Source organism: Agrobacterium salinitolerans, from assembly GCF_002008225.1.
Lineage (GTDB): Bacteria > Pseudomonadota > Alphaproteobacteria > Rhizobiales > Rhizobiaceae > Agrobacterium > Agrobacterium salinitolerans.
In genome coordinates, this window is record NZ_MRDH01000027.1 from 229,495 (window position 1) to 247,736 (window position 18,242).

The following is an 18,242-nucleotide window of genomic DNA, read 5'->3' on the forward strand; positions in this document are numbered from 1 at the left end:
GGAGATCGGCCGTGAGCATATCAGTGGAAATTCGCCAGGGGTCCGATGGTGACGGGGCAGTCTGTCCCGTTCCGGCTGCAGTCTCGCCCGATACGATGGGGCGGCGCAAAGCCAACCGCAAAACCTTTCGCGACAGAGCTGACGGGCGGGCGAAAATGACAGGCGCGCCGGTGGTGGGGAAATTCGTTGCCCTGCCGCATGTGCTGGCGGCGCTGCTCTGGTTGCCGCAGGCAGGTTTGCTTGCCTTTTCAGTCGGAAGAATTGCCGACGGCGCGCCGATGATGGCGATCGTGCCCGCCGCGGCTGCGGTTCTCATCCTCGGCCTCATCAAGGCATGGCTGGAAAAGATGGCGGCGCGTCTGTCGTTTCGTGCCGCCCGTGCGGCGCTGTCGCAACGGCGGCTGGAAGCGCTGAAGGCCGTGGCGAAGGTTTCCCCGCTCGATCTGTCACGCACCGCCTCCGGTGAGGCGGCAGGCGTCGTGGCCGAGGCGGCGGAAGCGCTGGTGCCCTATCTTTCCCGTTTCCAGCCGGCGCGGATGAAGGCGACCTTCGTGCCGCTGGTTTTCGTGCTGGCGATCCTGCCATTCACCTGGATTGCGGCGCTGGTGCTGCTGCTCGCCATGCCAACCATCCCGCTTTTCATGGCGCTCATCGGCTGGCAGGCGAAGGCTGCCAGTGAAAAGCAGCTTGTTGAGACGGGCAATATGAATGCCTTCCTGCTTGATCGCCTGCGCGGGCTGGAAACGATCCGCACGCTTAAAGCCGTCGATCTGACTGCAAAGCGTCTTAGCGCCGATGCGCAGAACCTGAAGAAGCGGACGATGGCAGTGCTCAGGATCGCCTTTCTCTCCTCGGCGGTGCTGGAGCTTTTCGCAGCGCTCGGCGTTGCCATGACCGCCGTCTATATCGGTTTTCATCTGCTCGGTTTTCTCAATTTCGGCGCCTGGGGCCACAAGTTGACACTCGCCGAAGGTCTTTTCATCCTGCTTCTGGCGCCGGCCTTTTTCGAGCCGCTGCGGGAACTCTCCGCCGTCTGGCACGACCGCGCAGCCGGCGAAGCGGCGCTTGATGCGCTCGGCAAATTGACGGCCGGCGGCGCGGCTATTACGGGCGAGGGCGCGGATGTGGCGTCTATCCCATCCCCGATGCCCGGCCTGGTGGAGATCAATAATCTCTCTTTCGCTTATCCGAGCGCCCCACCTGTCATCCAAAATCTCAACCTGACGGTTCAGCGGGGTGAGAGAGTTGCGATCCTTGGGCCTTCCGGTTGTGGCAAATCCACTGTACTCTCCTTGATTGCCGGGTTGGCCGAGGCTGGAGAGGGCTCGATCAGGGTCGGCGGCGTCAAGCTCGATAATGCGACGGCGGATGGGCTGCGCAGGACGATCGGCTGGGTCGGCCAGAAGCCGTTCTATTTTGCCGGTTCGCTGAAGGCGAATATTCGCTTCGGCCGTTCGGCTGTCAGTGACGGCATGGTGGAAGAGACGCTGCGCCGCACCGGGCTCGACGGCTTGTCGCATGCACGCCGGCGCCTGCAGATCGGCGATGGCGGATATGGAATCTCGGGTGGGGAGGCGGTGCGGCTTGCCATTGCGCGTGCTTTCGCAGACCCCGCAACGCAGCTAGTTCTGGCCGACGAGCCGACAGCCCATCTCGACCGGGAAACGGCTGCTCTCGTCACGGATAACCTGCTGCAACTGGCAAATGGCAGGACATTGATCGTCGCGACCCATGATCCGGTGCTTGCGGCGCGCATGGACAGGATCGTGGATATGACGGCGATCCATTCGAGGGGGCAGCCATGATCGCGCATTTTGCGATATTGAGACCCATTATTGGCCTGTTCTGGTCGACGCGGCGCGGCATGCTGCTGGCGGGTGCGGCTCTGGCGGTAACGACGGTGCTGGCGGGCATCGGCCTTCTCGGCGTTTCCGGCTGGTTCATCACCGCTACGGCGATTGCCGGCCTTCTGCCGGCAACGGCCTATGCTTTCGATGTCTTTGCGCCTTCGGCCGCCATTCGTCTTCTGGCGCTGGCGCGCACCGCCGCCCGTTACGGCGAACGCATGACGACCCATGACGCCACGCTTTCCGTGCTTGCAGCACTTCGGGAAAAGCTGTTTCGTGGCTTTGCCGCGCCGCAGGCTGCGAAATCCCTGGAGGCGAGGCCTGCGCGCCTGCTGAACCGGCTGACGGCGGATATCGACGCGCTGGATTCGCTTTATCTGCGCGTGCTGGTTCCCGCCGCCGTGGCGATCCTTGCCGCAATCGCGACAGGCCTCGGGCTTGCTTTTCTCCATCCTCTGGCGGGCATTCTGGCGGCGGTTTTCCTCATCGCGGCGGGGCTTGGAATTTCGGTGCGCGCCGCCTTGCGGGCGGAAACATTCTCGCGCCGCCGGGCAGTCGGGCTGGAAGCCCTTCGCGCCCGCACGGCCGATCTCGTGAACGGGCAGACGGAGTTCTTGACCGCCGGCCGCCTCTCCGCGCAGGTCACGGCGGTGAAACGGGCGGATGATTACCTCTCTGCCTGCGATGATACCCTGAACCGCATCGAGACCGGTGCCGGTTTTTCCTTCGGGGTTTCAGCGGCCGTTATTTTGAGCGCGGCCCTTCTCGGCATGGCCTGGCTTGCCGAACGGGGGGCGGTCACCGCGCCGACGGCGGCGCTCGGGCTGCTGGTCTGTTTTGCCGCGCTGGAGCCTTTCACGGCGCTGCGCCGCGGGGCGATGGAGCTTGGGCGCACGCTGTTTTCCGCAAGGCGCATCGCGCCGCGTCTCTCGGGAACGGTTGAGGGTCGCTGTCCCGTCTTGCCGGCCAGCGGGATGGCGGCAAAACTCGAAGATGTGCATCTAGAGCGGGAGGGGAACGACAATCCTGTCCTGACGAATATCAACCTTGCAATCGCTGCCGGGGAACGGGTTGCGATCGTCGGCCCGAGCGGCGCGGGCAAGACAAGTCTCATCCAGCTTCTGGGGGGTGAATTGCAGCCGGTTGCAGGCACGGTCAGCGCCCTGCCGTCCACTCTTATGACGCAGCGAAGCCAGCTTTTCCGCGACAGTATCGCAGACAATCTGCGGCTCGCGAAACCCGCCGCAACCGGGACCGAGCTATGGGACGCGCTTGAGGCGGCAGGCCTTGCCGAACACGTCAAAACCTTGGCCGCCGGGCTGGAGACAAGGCTTGGCGAGGCGGGCCAAGGGCTTTCCGGCGGCCAGTCGCGCCGGCTGGCGCTCGCCCGTTTCCTGCTCGCCGACCGGCCGCTCTGGCTTCTCGACGAGGTGACGGAAGGGCTGGACGGCGAGACAGCCCGCGACGTGCTCACCCGGCTGTTTGCGAGGGCGGAGGGAAAGACTGTCGTGATGATCACCCATAATCGCCGCGAGGCGGAATTTGCCGATCGCATCATCGTGCTGAAAGACGGGCGCCAACTTGATCAATGTCAAAGCGGCACCCCGGAATACGGCGTAGTGCTTGAGACACTACGCCCGGACTGAGATTTTTGAGAGCCGGCGTCGTCTTTGAAATGGAAGGCCGGTCTTCCGGAAAAGGTGGGTAAGACTATGGAACTCGACATAGTGGCGCTGTCGCGCCTGCAATTTGCAGTGACGGCTTTATATCACTTTCTGTTCGTTCCCCTGACGATTGGGCTGTCGGTGGTGATCGCCATCATGGAAACGGTCTATGTCATGACCGGCCGCACGGTCTGGCGGCAGATGACGAAATTCTGGGGCACGCTGTTCGGCATCAATTTCGTGCTGGGTGTTTCCACCGGCATCGTGATGGAATTCCAGTTCGGCATGAACTGGAGTTATTACAGCCATTATGTCGGCGATATCTTCGGTGCGCCGCTGGCCATCGAGGGTATGATGGCCTTCTTCCTGGAAGCCACCTTCGTCGGCCTGTTCTTTTTCGGCTGGGACAAGTTGTCGAAACTCGGCCATCTCGTCGCGACATGGTGCGTGGCGCTCGGTTCGAATTTTTCGGCGCTGTGGATATTGATCGCAAATGGCTGGATGCAGAACCCGACGGGCTCCGCCTTCAACCCCCAGACCATGCGGATGGAGGTGACTGACTTCTTCGAGGTTCTGTTCAACCCGGTGGCACAGGCGAAGTTCGTTCACACGGTTTCTGCGGGTTACGTGACGGCCTCCATCTTCGTGCTCGGCGTTTCGGCCTGGTATGTGCTGAAAGGCCGCCATGTCGATCTCGCCAAGCGTTCGATGACGGTTGCCGCTTCCTTCGGTCTGGCGTCCGCGCTGTCGGTCGTCGTGCTGGGGGATGAAAGCGGTTATCTCTCCACCGAACACCAGAAGATGAAGCTCGCCTCCATCGAGGCCATGTGGGAAACGGAGCCGGCGCCTGCCCCCTTCACGGCCATCGGTTTTCCTGATCAGGAAGCACGCGAAACGCATTTCGCGGTGAAGATCCCGTGGGTGATGGGCCTCATCGGCACCCGCTCGCTCGACACGCAAATTCCGGGCATCAACGATCTGGTGGAGCAGGCGAAGAGCCGCATCCGCGACGGCATCAAGGCCTATGATGCGCTGATGCAGATACGCGCCACCGGCAAAGGTGCGCAACTGCCGGAAGAGGTGCGCGGCACCTTTGCGGAACTCGGCCATGAGCTTGGTTATGCCCTGCTGCTGAAACGCTACGTCGATGATCCGCGTCAGGCGAGCGAAGAGCAGATCGCCAAGGCGGCTGCCGATACGATCCCCCATGTGCCGACGCTGTTCTGGTCGTTCCGTATCATGGTCGGCCTCGGTATGTTCTTCATTCTGCTGACGGCGACGTTCTTTTATCTCTCGGCCCGCCGGCGGCTGGATCATTATCCACTGCTGCTGAAAGTGGCGGTCTTTGCCATTCCGCTGCCGTGGATCGCGGCGGAAATGGGCTGGATCGTGGCCGAATTCGGCCGCCAGCCATGGATCATCGAGGGCGTGCTGCCCACGGCGGCCGCCGTCTCCAGCCTCAGTGCCTCCACCGTCCTCATCACGCTCCTGTGTTTCATCGCCATCTACACGGTGCTGTTCATCGTCGAAATGGGGCTGATGCTGAAGGCGATCCGCAAGGGCCCCGAGCCTGACCATGAGCCGGAAGCGCCGCTCGTTCCTGAAAAACTCGTCGCTGCGGAGTAAACGATCATGATATTGCACCAACTCATCGACTATGAAATCCTCCGCGTTATCTGGTGGCTGCTGCTCGGCGTGGTGCTGATCGGTTTTGCCGTGACCGGCGGTTTCGATCTCGGCACCGGCGCGCTCCTGCCCTTCGTGGCGAAAACGGACATCGAGCGCCGTGTCGTCATCAATTCCATCGGCCCCGTCTGGGAAGGCAATCAGGTGTGGCTCATCCTTGGCGGTGGCGCGATCTTCGCCGCCTGGCCGCCGCTTTATGCGGTGTCGTTTTCAGGGTTTTACCTGGCGATGTTCGCCACCCTGTTTGCGCTGATCCTGCGGCCGGTCGGTTTCAAATATCGCTCCAAGCGTGAAAGCACCGCGTGGCGCAGCGCCTGGGATTGGGCGCTCTTCATCGGCGGCTTCGTTCCCGCGCTGATCTTCGGCGTGGCGATCGGCAATGTGCTGCAGGGCGTTCCCTTCCACCTCAATGACGACCTCAGGATTTTCTATGATGGCACGACGCTGTTCGAGCTTCTGAACCCCTACGCCATCCTTTGCGGCCTCGTTTCCGTCGCCATGCTCGTCATGCACGGTGCCGCATGGCTGGTACTGAAAACGGATGGTCCGGTAGCCGCTCGCGCTCGCGGTTTCGGCAGCATCGCGGCGCTTGCCACCACCGTTCTTTTCGCGCTCGGCGGCGTCTTTCTGTGGCTCGGTATCGATGGCTATCGCTTTACCTCGGAGGTCGTGACCGACGGTCCGTCCAATCCCCTCTCGAAGACGGTCGAGGTTGCGGGCGGTGTCTGGTTTGCCAATTATGCGGCGCATCCCTGGATGATGCTGGCGCCAGCGCTCGGTCTTGTCTTCCCGCTCGTCGCTTTCGTCTTGCTCCGGGCCCGCAGGGAAGTGCTGGCGCTGCTTTCCAGCTCGCTTGCCATTTTCGGCGTCATCTCAACGGTGGGGCTGACGATGTTTCCCTTCATCCTGCCGTCTTCGGTCGATCCGAAATCGAGCCTGACAGTGTGGGATGCATCTTCCAGCCATATGACGCTGTTCATCATGCTGGTCGTCGCCCTCATCTTCATCCCGATCATCGTCGCCTATACATCATGGGTCTACCGCGTGCTGTGGGGCAAGGTGGATGAAAAGGCGATCCGCGACGACAGCGGTCATGCCTACTGAGACACAAGAAAGAAGGAGATCGAACATGTGGTATTTCGCCTGGCTGCTCGGCCTGCCTCTCGCCGCCATCTTCGCCGTCATGAACGCGATGTGGTATGAGCTGATGGAAGAAAACGCGAAAAAGGCGCAAGCGAAGCTGGATAAATAAAGCTTCGAGGTCCGTGGCATAAAAAGGGGGCGGCATCCGGTTGGGATGACGCCCCTTTGTGGACAGCAGCCGTGCCTGCGATGCGCGGCTTCAGTGGATCGCGATGCCGCGCTTGTCCGCTTCTTCCTTGATGATGTCTTCGACGATGGCCCTCTTGAGATTTGGATTTCCCAGAAGATAGTCGTCGGCGATCTCGAAGATCGACTTCGGATTCTCGGTCCGGTGCAGGGTGTCGAGGTCTTGGCCGATCTGCTCTCGAAGGCTGGAATAGTCGTCCATCGCGGCGCTCCCGTTTATCTCAATCCAGAAGGTCGGCCGGAACCTTGCCGCCGTTTTCGGAAAGTTTCTTGATGACGGCCTTGTGCAGCCAGATGTTCATCGTCGCCGAATCCGAGGTATCGCCGGTATAGCCGAGCTCGCTGGCGAGCTCCTTTCTGGCGCTCAGGCTGCTGTCGAGGTCGAGAGCCTTGAGAAGATCGACGATGGAATGTTTCCAGTCGAGCTTCTGCCCGTTTTTCTTGACAGCCTCATCCAGAATGGACGCGACATCGACATTGCCGGTCGGCGCCGGAGCCGCCGTTGTCGGGGCTGGTGCTGCCGGGCTTGCTGCGGTCGGGCTGGCCGTAGTCGGCGGTGTTCCGGCCGGAGCGGATGTCTGCGGCGCAGCCTCGGCCTTGCCGAAAATCGCGTTCTTGATCTTGTTGAAAAAGCTCATTCTGTCCTCCCCTTATCTGCGAAATGCGCGCCCGACGGCGATGAGAATGCAGGCACCGATGAAACCGGCGATGAGATAGCCAATCCAGCCTCCGAGCGAGACGCCGATGAGCCCCAGAAGGAAATTGGCGACGATAGCGCCAACAATGCCGAGGATAATGTTCATGAAAACACCCATATTGCTTTTCATGAACTGTTCGGCGAGCCAACCGGCTACGCCGCCGATGATGATTGCTGCAATCCAGCCAACTTGTGCGTCTTCCATAACAGGCCTTTCCTTTCTAGAGAGAGGTCAGAGGCATATGGACCCGCATTTTTTGCGCACGTCCCCCCGCCTTGAATTGACCCCAGGCGATTATTAACGAAGAGGCGGAAGTTTTGTTCCGCAAGACGTGTGGGTTATCGCAAATTCAACCTTGGCTCTCAAAGTCCAGCCCGATATCGAGGACAGGCGCACTATGGGTGATCCAGCCGATGGAGATGAGATCGACGCCGGTGGCGGCGATGGCTGCCGCTGTCTGCGGATTGATACGGCCCGAGGCTTCGGTGATGGCGCGACCGGCAACGATCTCCACCGCCTCACGCAGCTGTTCCGGCGTCATGTTATCGAGAAGAACCGCATCCACGCCCTCTTCCATGGCCTCGTGCAGCTGGATGAGCGTATCGACTTCCGCCTCGATCTTGACGAGATGTCCGACACCCTGCCTTGCACGACGTATGGCTTCACGCACGCTGCCGGCAACCGCGACATGGTTGTCCTTGATGAGAACCGCGTCATATAGCGCAAAACGGTGGTTCATGCCGCCGCCGGCGCGCACGGCATATTTTTCCAGTGCCCGTAGCCCTGGCGTCGTCTTGCGGGTGCAGGCGACCGACGCTTTTGTGCCGGCAATGGCGGTAACGATTTTTGCGGTGACGGAGGCGATTCCCGAGAGATGGCCTAGGAAATTCAGCGCCGTGCGCTCCGCCGTCAGAAGGCCGCGCGAGGGGCCTTCGATTGTTGCGATGATATCGCCGGGCGCCACGGTGGCTCCGTCCTGCACATGCCGTTTCATCACGATGGCCGGCTCCACGAGCTGGAAAGCCAGTTCCGCCGCGTCGAGACCGGCAATAACGCCCGGTTCGCGCGCGGCCATGACGACGACCGAGCGATGATCGGCGGGAATGACGGCGGCGGACGTGATGTCGCCCGCCAGGCCAAGGTCTTCCAGAAGGGCGTTGCGTACAAGCGGTTCGATGATGAGGCGTGGCAGGGGAGAAAGGGTCATGTCAGGCGCTCCGCGCAAGGCTGGCCGAAGAATGGCTGGAGGAGGAAAATTCGTGGGCGATGGCGAGGACGTCGCTGAGGCTCAGTCTGCGCCTAGTGGTCGTCGCATCCTTTTCGGGAAAATCATCGCGGAAATGTGCGCCGCGCGATTCCGTGCGCAGCGCCGCGAAGACTGCGATGGCAAGGGCAACAAGGGCGGGATCGGATGCCGGGCCGTTCCGCTCGGTCAGTGGGAGAAGATCGCGGATTGCGCCCTTCAGCCCTTCCGCCTGTCTTACGATGCCGAGATGGCGGGAAACGATGGGCCGCACGGAAGAGAGGTCGACTGCCGGGAAGTCAGGTGCGGGGAGTGTTGCGATTTCAGCTGGCTTTTTTCCAGGATAAGTGCGCCTGCCAGCAATATCTTCTGCCGCGTGCATGCCCATGGCGGCCGCTTCCAGCAGGGAATTGCTGGCAAGCCTGTTTGCGCCGTGCAGCCCCGTGCAGGCGGTTTCGCCGGCAACCCAAAGACCCGGCACCGAGCTTCGGCCTTTGCCATCGGTGGCGACGCCACCCATATGGTAATGCACCGCCGGGCGCACCGGAACGAGCTCTCGGGCGGGGTCTATCCCGGCTTCGCGGCAGAGCAGGTCGATGGAGGGGAAGCGGGTGGAAAAGCCCGTGCCGAGCGCCTTGCGGGCATCAAGAAAAACCCTGCCGCCACGCAATATTTCGCGGTCGATGGCGCGGGCGACAATATCGCGCGAGGCAAGTTCCGCACCCGGAACTCCCGCCATGAAACGTTCGCCGTTTTCGTTGAGAAGCAGCGCGCCTTCGCCCCGCACCGCCTCGCTCACCAGCGCCAGCGGCCGTCGGGGCGAGGAAAGCGCGGTTGGGTGGAATTGCACGAATTCCATGTCGGCGAGGATGGCGCCGGCGCGGGCGGCGAGCATGATGCCCTGCCCGAAGTTGCCGGAGGGATTGGTCGTCGCCTCATAAAGCCCGCCGAGGCCTCCGGTGGCGAGAACGACCTGTGTAGCCGGTAAAGTGAAGCAGCCCTTTGGCCCAATGCAGGCGAGACCGGCGATGACGCCGTCCTCGGTCAGCAGGCGGCGCACTTCCGTGCCTTCCAGCATGGTGATGGACGGCGTGCGAAGAACGGCGGCTGCAAGCGCCCTGACGATCGTCGCACCCGACCCGTCGCCTTCTGCATGGAGAATGCGCCGCCGGCTATGGGCGGCTTCCAGCCCGAAGACATAGTTGCCTGAGGCGTCCCGGTCGAACCTGACGCCCGCCCCCTCCAGTGCATCGATGACGGCGGGGGTCGCGGATATAATCTCAACGGCCAGATCTTCATCGCAAAGGCCATCGCCCGCAGCGAGCGTATCGGCAAGATGCAGGGTCGCGCGGTCATCAGGGCCGAGACTTGCCGCGATGCCGCCCTGAGCCCAGGCGCTGGAGGTCTCGCCGCCGAGCGCGCCGCGTGTCAGAAGCAGCACGGGCTGCGGCGCAAGCGTTAGCGCCGCCATCAGGCCCGCAATGCCGCTGCCGACGATGACTGTCCAGTTCCGCTGCGGCGAAAATGCGCTCATACTTCCAACATCCTTTCCACGGCGCGGCGGGCGGCGACAGCGATGGCCGGATCGACCGTCACTTCGTGGCGGTTTTCCTCAAGGGCCGCGCGGATATTGCCAAGCGTGATGCGCTTCATATGCGGGCAGAGATTGCAGGGGCGGATGAATTCGACATCCGGGTGATGTACGGCGACATTGTCGCTCATCGAGCATTCCGTCAGAAGCACCACGCGGGCGGGGCGCTCGCGGCCGACATAGTCAGACATGACGGCGGTGGAGCCGGAAAAATCCGCAGCCTCGACGACATCGGGCGGACATTCCGGATGCGCCAGCACCACGACGCCGGGATGGCTCTCTCTCAATTCCCTGATGTCATCGGCGGTGAAAAGCTCGTGCACCTCGCAATGGCCGCGCCAGGCGATCAGCTCGACATTGGTTTCCTTGGCCACGTTCTTCGCCAGATATTCATCCGGCAACATCAGCACGCGCGGCACGCCGAGCGATTCCACCACCTGGCGGGCATTGCCCGAAGTGCAGCAGATATCCGAAGCGGCCTTCACCGCCGCTGATGTGTTTACATAGGTGACGACGGGAACGCCGGGATAGGCCTTGCGCAGAAGTGCGATGTCTTCGGGCGTGATGGAATCGGCGAGCGAGCAGCCGGCGGCCATATCCGGAATGAGCACGGTTTTTTCCGGATTGAGCAGCTTTGCCGTCTCGGCCATGAAATGCACGCCGGCCAGAACGATGACATCCGCTTCCACCTCCATTGCCTTGCGGGCAAGGGCAAGGCTGTCCCCGACGATATCGGCGACGCCGTGGAAGATTTCCGGTGTCTGGTAATTATGGGCGAGGATGACGGCGTTGCGCTGGCGCTTTAGCGCCAGGATCGCCTCCACATCGTCCTGAAAGCCCATCCATTCGGCCTTGGGGATGACGCGGGCGACGCGATCATAAAGGCTGGCGGCGGAAATCTGCTCGTTCACGGTGCTCTCCCATTTATACTCTTATTGAGTATATCTAAAACAAAGACATATTCTCATTGTGAGCATATGTCAATTGCGGGAGAGTGGCAGTTTCGTTCCGGAAAGGGCGCGTTCATCGAGAACAGTCTGGCGGAAGCGGAAGAGCTTTGCCGGGCGGCCGCCGGTTTCGGTCGCTATCTCACCGGTTTCTTCCACCAGCTGCTGCTGTTCGATCAGCCGGCGGAAATTCTGTTTGTGCAGCGTCAGGCCGGCCAGCGCCTCGACGGCGCGCTGCAGCTGGAGGAGCGTGAAGGCGTCGGCCATCAGTTCGAACACCACGGGGCGATATTTGATCTTGGCCCGCAGACGGGCGATGCCGGTCGCAAGGATACGGCGGTGATCGGCAAACATCGGCCTGCCGAAATTGATCCGCGGTTCGCCCTGCGCTTCCGCGACCAGCCCGGCCTCATAAAGCAGCTCATAACGTTGCAGGGTCAATTCCTCGTTCCAGCCGCCGCCATCCAGCCCGAAGGTGAAATCGGCCCGCAAATGGCGCTGGTTTTTCGCGGCGGGATCGGAATCCGCCCAGGCGCGCAGCCTGTCGATGATGCTTTCCAGAACGTCCGGGCGTCCCTGACGGTGATCCTCCCAGGGGAAATATTCGTACCAGCCGTGCCAGAGCGGGCGTTTGCCGCCGGAGGCTTCCTGTTCGCGAACCAGCCCGAGATAACCGATGGAGATGGTTCTGCCGCCTAAAATGTCGTTATTGCGGTCGCGATCGGCGAAAGTATAGAGCTGCTCGAGGTAGCCCACGGGGTGATGGGTCTGTTCGTGGATCCATTCCCGCAGTCCGCTCTGGAGGGTTCTGTGCCCGAATTCGAACGGTCCCGACGGAAGCGCTGCACCTTCCCGAACGGTCATGACCCGCGGCTCATCCGTGGTGATGGCGGTGACGACGGCGATGAGTTCGGCATGGGCAAGGCCGATGGTCACGGCGGCTCCTCTGGTCGTTGGCGCAAGATCAATCTTCTTTGGCACAAGAAGGTTGCTTCGCCAACATGACGGCCAAAAAGGGCTGTCGATAAGTAGTCTTACTGAAAAAGGGACGCCATCAGACAAAAAGATGAATTCTTGTAGTTAGTCGTCCGCCGTCTGATATGGTACAGAGCCGCACGAGCATTTCAGACTGTAGAAGGCCGATGCTGAAAAACATATCTCTCGAAGAGACACTTGTGGGTTACTACACCTGGAATGTCGGGCAAAATCTGGTTTACCTGGATGCCGTGGCCGCCCGCCTGCGGGAATTTTCGCCGGAAGATGCCGCCTGCGGCATCCCGGTCGAAGATTTCATCGCGCAGATCGAAAGCGGCTCGCGGGAGCGTGTCGCCAAGGCGGTTTATAATTCGCTGACAAACGGCGTGTTTTATGATCAGGAATACCGCATTATGCTTAAATCCGGCGGTTTCCGCTGGCTGCGGACAACGGGAAGAGTGATCCTGGATGGCGATCGGATCCCGATCATGGCCATGGGCACGGTGCGGGATGTCAGTGCCAGCAAGGTTTTATTGATGTGATAAGCGGCGAACCTCCTCGCGAGGCGGCGGCCGATCGATTTTAGTTCGTTCATCGTTTTGATGTTGCGGTGGAATGGTCCGGCAGATCGCAATTTTGCTGTTTCAGATCGTCTTGGCCATTGGCCTCGGCATAGCCGGCATCCGCATCGCCTCGCTTATCAATGGTGAGGCGACGTCGGCGCCAGCGGGCCTTGCGGCCAATACGGAACTGCTATGGACAACCTCGCCGGTGCGGGTCGATCCGCGTAGCCAAAATTACGAGCGCATTCCGCCGCCTCCCGATCTTTATCCGCTGAAAATGCATGCGGACCAGCGCCTGCGCGTCATCTCCAGCAGCCGCTTCACTTTCAACGGCCAGGAATTCCAGCTCGCTGGTGTGGAGGAGGTCGAACGCGACCGCGTCTGCACCGGCCCCGACGGTCGCCGTTACGCCTGCGGCCTCAATGCCTTCAAGGCGCTGCAGAACCGTCTGCACGGCAGATCTCTCGAATGTCGGACGGTGGGTGAGCAGGGCAGTGCGCCCCGGTCTGTGGAGTGCCGGATCAACGGCCAGGATGTGCGGGCGTTGTTGCAATAACGATTGCTTCAGGCGGTGCCGCACAACGATAAACTGGTTAGCCGAATGCGAGATATTTTCGTCTTGGAAATTTGGTGGAGCTAAGCGGGATCGAACCGCTGACCTCTTGCATGCCATGCAAGCGCTCTCCCAGCTGAGCTATAGCCCCATAAGGGTTCCGGCATTTCTTCCGGTTCCGGGAACCGAAGCGGTTGTTGTTCCGTTCGGTGGCGGCTTACTACTGCGGCTTTCCGGCGAGTGCAAGCATAAAAAACGGCCCGGCGTCATTTTTTTGTCGTCGGGCCGAATTATCAAGTAAAATCAAGCTTCTTCGTCGTCGCCGGGTACGCCGATGATCCCGGACATATCGTCGTCGTCATCTTCGTCGTCGGTTTCGAGGAAGGTGTCGTCGTCGTCATCGATTTCGACGTCGTCGTCGTCACCCAGATCAGGGATATCGTCGCCGCTGTTGTCGCCGTCGGCATCTTCCAGCGAGACGAGTTCGACTTCCGTGTTTTCGGTATCGACTTCCGCCACTTCCTCTTCTTCAGCCTGTTCCATCTTGGCCTGGGCGGTGCTTTCCTCGAAGAAGGAGAGCGGCCAGGACTTGCCGGTGTAGGGAGAAACGACCGGATCGCGGTTCAGATCGTAGAACTTCTTGCCGGTATCGGGGTCTGTGCGCTTGGTACCAAGTTCCGCTTTTGCCACTGTCTAAGCCTCAAATTGTCGAATGAGTTTCGGTGTGTACGCCGTAAAACCGGCATAGACGGTAAAATTTATAGCCGGTCCCCTTAATCGTTGCGCTCTTTCGTGTCAAAGACAAACTTCGGGTGCGGCCTCCGCTGGCGCAAGCCCTATGCGTCAATGCTGATGTAATAGGAGAGGCTTTGCACACTTTATTATAATGACGACGAATGCACGGACGGAACGCTTCATGACCTTTACGATTGCCATAGACGGGCCGGCTGCGGCGGGCAAAGGAACGCTTTCGCGGAAGATCGCGGAGACCTATGGCTTTCATCATCTCGATACCGGGCTGACCTACAGGGCAACGGCCAAAGCGCTTCTGGATGCCGGCCTGCCGCTCGATAATGAAGCGGTCGCGGAAAAAATGGCGCTGGAACTCGATCTTGCCGGGCTAGACCGCGCCGTTCTTTCCCGGCACGAGATTGGCGAGGCGGCGTCGAAAATCGCTGTCATGACGCCGGTGAGGCGGGCGCTCGTCAAGGCCCAGCAGCTTTTTGCCTTGAGAGAGCCGGGCACGGTGCTTGACGGCCGCGATATCGGCACGGTTGTCTGCCCTGAGGCGCCGGTGAAGCTCTATGTCACGGCCTCTGCCGATGTACGGGCGCGGCGCCGTTATGACGAAATTCTGGCCAATGGCGGCAATGGCGATTATGATGCCATTTTCGCCGAGGTGAAACAGCGCGACGAGCGCGATATGGGCCGCGCCGACAGCCCGTTGAGGCCGGCTGAAGACGCGCACTTGCTAGATACGTCGGAAATGAGTATAGAGGCGGCGTTTCAGGCCGCGCGCACGATTATCGACGCCGCCCTGAAGAGATAGGTTTTTCGCGGAACGGCTTGCCGCCCTCTGCGTTTAGTCCGGAATTGCCTGAAGACATGTCCTTGCGCCGGAAAGCCTTTTGAAAAGGCGGGCATGGGTTCGGGTATCAACAACACTAGCCCACCGGCGCTTTGTATTCGCGCTCACGCGGATGCATTCAGGAGATTTCATGTCAGTATCTACCCCCACGCGCGACGATTTCGCAGCGCTTCTCGAAGAATCCTTTGCCTCGAACGATCTTGCCGAAGGCTATGTTGCCAAGGGTATCGTAACGGCAATCGAGAAGGACGTCGCGATCGTTGACGTCGGTCTCAAGGTCGAAGGTCGCGTTCCGCTCAAGGAATTCGGCGCGAAGTCCAAGGACGGCACGCTGAAGGTCGGCGACGAAGTCGAAGTTTACGTCGAGCGCATCGAAAACGCTCTCGGCGAAGCTGTTCTGTCGCGTGAGAAGGCTCGCCGCGAAGAAAGCTGGGTCAAGCTCGAAGCCAAGTTCGAAGCTGGCGAGCGCGTCGAAGGCGTCATCTTCAACCAGGTCAAGGGTGGTTTCACCGTCGATCTGGACGGCGCTGTTGCGTTTCTGCCGCGTTCGCAGGTCGACATTCGTCCGATCCGCGACGTTACCCCGCTGATGCACAACCCGCAGCCCTTCGAAATCCTCAAGATGGACAAGCGTCGCGGCAACATCGTTGTTTCGCGTCGTACGGTTCTCGAAGAGTCGCGCGCCGAGCAGCGTTCTGAAATCGTTCAGAACCTCGAAGAAGGCCAGGTTGTTGACGGCGTCGTCAAGAACATCACCGATTACGGTGCGTTCGTTGACCTCGGCGGCATCGACGGCCTGCTGCACGTTACCGACATGGCATGGCGCCGCGTCAACCATCCTTCGGAAATCCTCAACATTGGCCAGCAGGTCAAGGTTCAGATCATCCGCATCAACCAGGAAACCCACCGTATCTCGCTCGGCATGAAGCAGCTCGAGTCCGATCCGTGGGATGGCATCTCCGCCAAGTACCCGGTTGGCAAGAAGATCTCCGGTACGGTCACGAACATCACCGACTACGGTGCATTCGTTGAGCTGGAGCCGGGCATCGAAGGCCTGATCCACATTTCCGAAATGTCCTGGACCAAGAAGAACGTACACCCCGGCAAGATCCTGTCCACGAGCCAGGAAGTTGACGTTGTCGTTCTCGAAGTCGATCCGTCCAAGCGCCGTATCTCGCTCGGTCTCAAGCAGACGCTTGAAAACCCGTGGCAGGCATTCGCTTACAGCCATCCGGCTGGCACGGAAGTCGAAGGCGAAGTCAAGAACAAGACCGAATTCGGCCTGTTCATTGGCCTCGAAGGCGATGTCGACGGCATGGTTCACCTGTCGGACCTCGACTGGAACCGTCCGGGCGAGCAGGTCATCGAAGAGTACAACAAGGGTGACGTCGTTAAGGCTGTCGTTCTCGACGTTGACGTTGAGAAGGAACGCATCTCGCTCGGCATCAAGCAGCTCGGCAAGGACGCTGTTGGCGAAGCCGCTTCTTCCGGCGACCTGCGCAAGAACGCAGTCGTTTCCGCTGAAGTCACCGCGGTCAACGATGGCGGCATCGAAGTGAAGCTCGTCAACCACGAAGACCTCACCTCGTTCATCCGTCGCGCGGACCTTTCCCGTGATCGTGACGAGCAGCGCCCTGAGCGCTTCTCGGTTGGCCAGGTTGTCGACGCCCGCGTCGTCAACTTCTCGAAGAAGGACCGCAAGGTCATGCTTTCGATCAAGGCTCTGGAAATCGCTGAAGAGAAGGAAGCCGTCGCACAGTTCGGTTCTTCCGACTCGGGCGCTTCGCTCGGCGACATCCTCGGCGCGGCTCTGAAGAACCGCGGCGAATAATCGCTCCGATCTTTGAAATGAAGAACCCGCCGGAATTTTCCGGCGGGTTTTTTGTTGCTTCCAGGTCGCGCCGGTGGGCGGGCAATGGCCCCCGCTTGTCAGAGCATGCCGCTCATCTTGAGATAATAATTTTCTGCGTTGTCGTCGGAAGCCGCTGCAGGCGTGCTTTCCTGCTCGTCGGTCGGGTCATTGGCAGCAATGCGTTCTTCCGTATCATCCTGACCATCGGAATTTTCAGCCTCGGTCTCGGCCTCACCTTCCGCCTCATCCTCGGAAAAGGGACCGCCTCCGCGTGGCGGTGTTTCCGATTCATAGTCTTCGTCCGCCGGCGGATAGGCGATGAGCGGCAGCGGCGTGCCGTCTTTTACCAGGGCGGCGGCGATCAATGACTGCGAAGCCGATTGCTCCAGCATCGCCATTCTCGCTTCCGGGTCCAGTGTGGCGCGCGACAGGGGCTGGGCTTCTGGACGATGGGTCGCCGTCTCCGTTTCTTCACCCGAGGGGCGGGCGGCGGCCGTTGCGACGGTGGCTTTTTCAGCGGCCTGGTCGTCGGGCGGTTGCTGTGCGCCACTTTGCGGCGTGGGCAGAGGCTGCTGTGTACCGGCTGCCTTGGCAGGAAGCTTGCCGGCTGTGGCGGCAAGCAGCAGGGTGTTCATGGTCTCGGCGTCGTCCGCGAGCGGACCGGATGGCGGGGTAAATCCCGTGCGGATTTCTTTCTGCTCCGGCTTCATCGTCTCCCGATGCGGAAGGGCGGGGCGGGCTTCGCCCGTTTCGGCGCGGGGCGGATTTGCCGGGCGGACCTCGGCCGATACTTCCTTCGTCACGCTGCCGGTTTGTGGCGGAAGCGGACGTGCCGCGTTTTCGGCTCTTCCATCCGGCTTTGCGGCATTGGTCGGCATCTCAAGTGTGTCGGCAGGCGGAGTGGAAGGCGCAGGCCGGGGGTCCAGTTGCGCCGTTAGCGCCGCCACCGTTGCTTTCATTGCTGCGCCGCTGAGGGCGAGCGGCCCGATGAGCAGCGGCAGGAGCCGGCTGACGGTGGCGGAATTTGCCGCCTGCGCTGTCGCGGCCGGAGACGGGCGAGCTTCCGCATTCTGGCTCTGCGCGTTCTGCTGTTTCGGCTGGGCCGATTGCGCGGGCGCGGGATTGGAGGAATTGTTCTGCTGATAGGAGGAAATCACCGCCTTCGCCGCAAGATCCATTCCCCTGTAACGGGAAAGCTCGACCAGTAGCGCGAGGCGGGCGGCATCCGGTCCGGTCGGCTGTTTCAGGATTTCGGCGAGCATCGAAAGGGTCAGACCCTGCAGGGCCTTGCCGACCTGCTGTTCCAACGCCAGGCGTTGTGACGCCGGCAGGGTGCGGAGCGCTTCCGTCAGCCGCGTCACATAGGTCTCTATGGCCTCGCCATCCCGCCGGGGCAGGTTCATCAGCTTGCCGAGTGCTTCCGCGAGAATCGCGGTGCTGCGCGAGAGCTGAAACTCACTGGTAAGGGAGGCGATTGCCGCACGGGCAAAAAGGCTGCTGTTTTCAGGGGCGGGGGTGCTCGGCAATGGCGGTGCGATCTCTTTCACCTGCTCGCGCGGTGTCAGTGAAACCGTGGCTCCATAGGCGGCGTCGGTTGCCGCAATTTTCGCGACAGGCGGTAACATGCTGCGCTCCGTTTCTATCGGTGACCGCCGCTGGCGGCGAAAGGGCCAATCCCCATTGGCTCTGTGATCCGCATCTGGCTT

Annotated in this window: 18 protein-coding genes and 1 tRNA gene; 9 read left to right on the top strand and 10 right to left on the bottom strand. The window is 61.1% G+C overall.

Translation table 11 applies throughout. The features are described from left to right. Window positions 1-17 precede the first annotated feature (17 nt). The 5 genes from cydD to cydX all read left to right on the top strand — a co-directional run bounded on the left by cydD (window position 18) and on the right by cydX (window position 6,449). Window positions 18-1,805 carry a thiol reductant ABC exporter subunit CydD gene (cydD, locus tag BS627_RS19415; protein ID WP_089153273.1) on the top strand — a complete coding sequence of 596 codons (1,788 nt, stop codon included), beginning with the start codon at window positions 18-20 and terminating at the stop codon, window positions 1,803-1,805. Continuing rightward, on the top strand, window positions 1,802-3,493 hold the full coding sequence (gene cydC, locus BS627_RS19420; protein ID WP_077984804.1) for a thiol reductant ABC exporter subunit CydC: 1,692 nt from the start codon (window positions 1,802-1,804) through the stop codon (window positions 3,491-3,493). The genes cydD and cydC overlap by 4 nt, the downstream gene beginning before the upstream one ends. 66 nt (window positions 3,494-3,559) lie before the next feature. Then, a complete protein-coding gene (locus BS627_RS19425; protein WP_077984862.1) occupies window positions 3,560-5,137 on the top strand; it encodes a cytochrome ubiquinol oxidase subunit I in 1,578 nt (525 codons plus the stop codon). 6 nt (window positions 5,138-5,143) lie between these two features. Next, on the top strand, window positions 5,144-6,301 hold the full coding sequence (cydB, locus tag BS627_RS19430) for a cytochrome d ubiquinol oxidase subunit II (protein WP_077984805.1): 1,158 nt from the start codon (window positions 5,144-5,146) through the stop codon (window positions 6,299-6,301). Between the two features lie 25 nt (window positions 6,302-6,326). Beyond that, window positions 6,327-6,449 (top strand): cytochrome bd-I oxidase subunit CydX, encoded by a 123-nt coding sequence (gene cydX, locus BS627_RS19435; RefSeq protein ID WP_077984806.1) that lies wholly within the window; start codon window positions 6,327-6,329, stop codon window positions 6,447-6,449. A gap of 90 nt (window positions 6,450-6,539) precedes the next feature. Here the strand turns inward: cydX and BS627_RS19440 are convergent, their stop codons facing one another. The 7 genes from BS627_RS19440 to BS627_RS19470 all read right to left on the bottom strand — a co-directional run bounded on the left by BS627_RS19440 (window position 6,540) and on the right by BS627_RS19470 (window position 11,941). Beyond that, entirely contained in the window at window positions 6,540-6,728 is a 189-nt protein-coding gene (locus BS627_RS19440) for a hypothetical protein (protein ID WP_003522463.1), read from the bottom strand. 19 nt (window positions 6,729-6,747) lie between these two features. Then, window positions 6,748-7,164 (bottom strand): DUF3597 domain-containing protein, encoded by a 417-nt coding sequence (locus tag BS627_RS19445; RefSeq protein ID WP_077984807.1) that lies wholly within the window; start codon window positions 7,162-7,164, stop codon window positions 6,748-6,750. A gap of 12 nt (window positions 7,165-7,176) precedes the next feature. Beyond that, entirely contained in the window at window positions 7,177-7,428 is a 252-nt protein-coding gene (locus BS627_RS19450) for a GlsB/YeaQ/YmgE family stress response membrane protein (protein WP_046801707.1), read from the bottom strand. Between the two features lie 145 nt (window positions 7,429-7,573). Beyond that, window positions 7,574-8,431 carry a carboxylating nicotinate-nucleotide diphosphorylase gene (nadC, locus tag BS627_RS19455; protein WP_077984808.1) on the bottom strand — a complete coding sequence of 286 codons (858 nt, stop codon included), beginning with the start codon at window positions 8,429-8,431 and terminating at the stop codon, window positions 7,574-7,576. A 1-nt stretch (window position 8,432) separates the two neighbouring features. Continuing rightward, window positions 8,433-10,001 (bottom strand): L-aspartate oxidase, encoded by a 1,569-nt coding sequence (locus BS627_RS19460; protein ID WP_077984809.1) that lies wholly within the window; start codon window positions 9,999-10,001, stop codon window positions 8,433-8,435. Then, window positions 9,998-10,969: a quinolinate synthase NadA gene (gene nadA / locus BS627_RS19465; RefSeq protein WP_077984810.1), complete on the bottom strand. Its 972-nt coding sequence runs from the start codon at window positions 10,967-10,969 to the stop codon at window positions 9,998-10,000. The genes BS627_RS19460 and nadA overlap by 4 nt, the downstream gene beginning before the upstream one ends. Before the next feature lie 69 nt (window positions 10,970-11,038). After that, on the bottom strand, window positions 11,039-11,941 hold the full coding sequence (locus tag BS627_RS19470) for an NUDIX hydrolase (protein WP_077984863.1): 903 nt from the start codon (window positions 11,939-11,941) through the stop codon (window positions 11,039-11,041). A gap of 206 nt (window positions 11,942-12,147) precedes the next feature. Between BS627_RS19470 and BS627_RS19475 the strand changes: the two genes are divergently transcribed. Both BS627_RS19475 and BS627_RS19480 read left to right on the top strand, forming a co-directional pair. Beyond that, window positions 12,148-12,522 carry a PAS domain-containing protein gene (locus BS627_RS19475; RefSeq protein WP_077984811.1) on the top strand — a complete coding sequence of 125 codons (375 nt, stop codon included), beginning with the start codon at window positions 12,148-12,150 and terminating at the stop codon, window positions 12,520-12,522. 73 nt (window positions 12,523-12,595) lie between these two features. Further along, on the top strand, window positions 12,596-13,099 hold the full coding sequence (locus BS627_RS19480) for a hypothetical protein (protein WP_077984812.1): 504 nt from the start codon (window positions 12,596-12,598) through the stop codon (window positions 13,097-13,099). 72 nt (window positions 13,100-13,171) lie between these two features. Here BS627_RS19480 and BS627_RS19485 read toward each other — a convergent pair. Next, window positions 13,172-13,247 (bottom strand) — tRNA-Ala (locus BS627_RS19485). Window positions 13,248-13,399: 152 nt separating this feature from the next. Next, window positions 13,400-13,786, bottom strand: coding sequence for a TIGR02300 family protein (locus BS627_RS19495; protein WP_063947181.1), 387 nt, complete (start codon window positions 13,784-13,786; stop codon window positions 13,400-13,402). A 226-nt stretch (window positions 13,787-14,012) separates the two neighbouring features. Here BS627_RS19495 and cmk point away from each other — a divergent pair, with 226 nt between their 5' ends. Both cmk and rpsA read left to right on the top strand, forming a co-directional pair. Further along, window positions 14,013-14,645 (top strand): (d)CMP kinase, encoded by a 633-nt coding sequence (gene cmk, locus BS627_RS19500; RefSeq protein ID WP_077984864.1) that lies wholly within the window; start codon window positions 14,013-14,015, stop codon window positions 14,643-14,645. A 169-nt stretch (window positions 14,646-14,814) separates the two neighbouring features. After that, the gene (gene rpsA / locus BS627_RS19505) at window positions 14,815-16,515 is read left to right on the top strand and encodes a 30S ribosomal protein S1 (RefSeq protein WP_063947182.1); all 1,701 of its coding nucleotides are present in this window, start codon (window positions 14,815-14,817) and stop codon (window positions 16,513-16,515) included. Window positions 16,516-16,613: 98 nt separating this feature from the next. Here rpsA and BS627_RS19510 read toward each other — a convergent pair whose 3' ends face one another. Then, entirely contained in the window at window positions 16,614-18,161 is a 1,548-nt protein-coding gene (locus BS627_RS19510) for a hypothetical protein (protein ID WP_077984814.1), read from the bottom strand. Window positions 18,162-18,242: the final 81 nt, after the last annotated feature.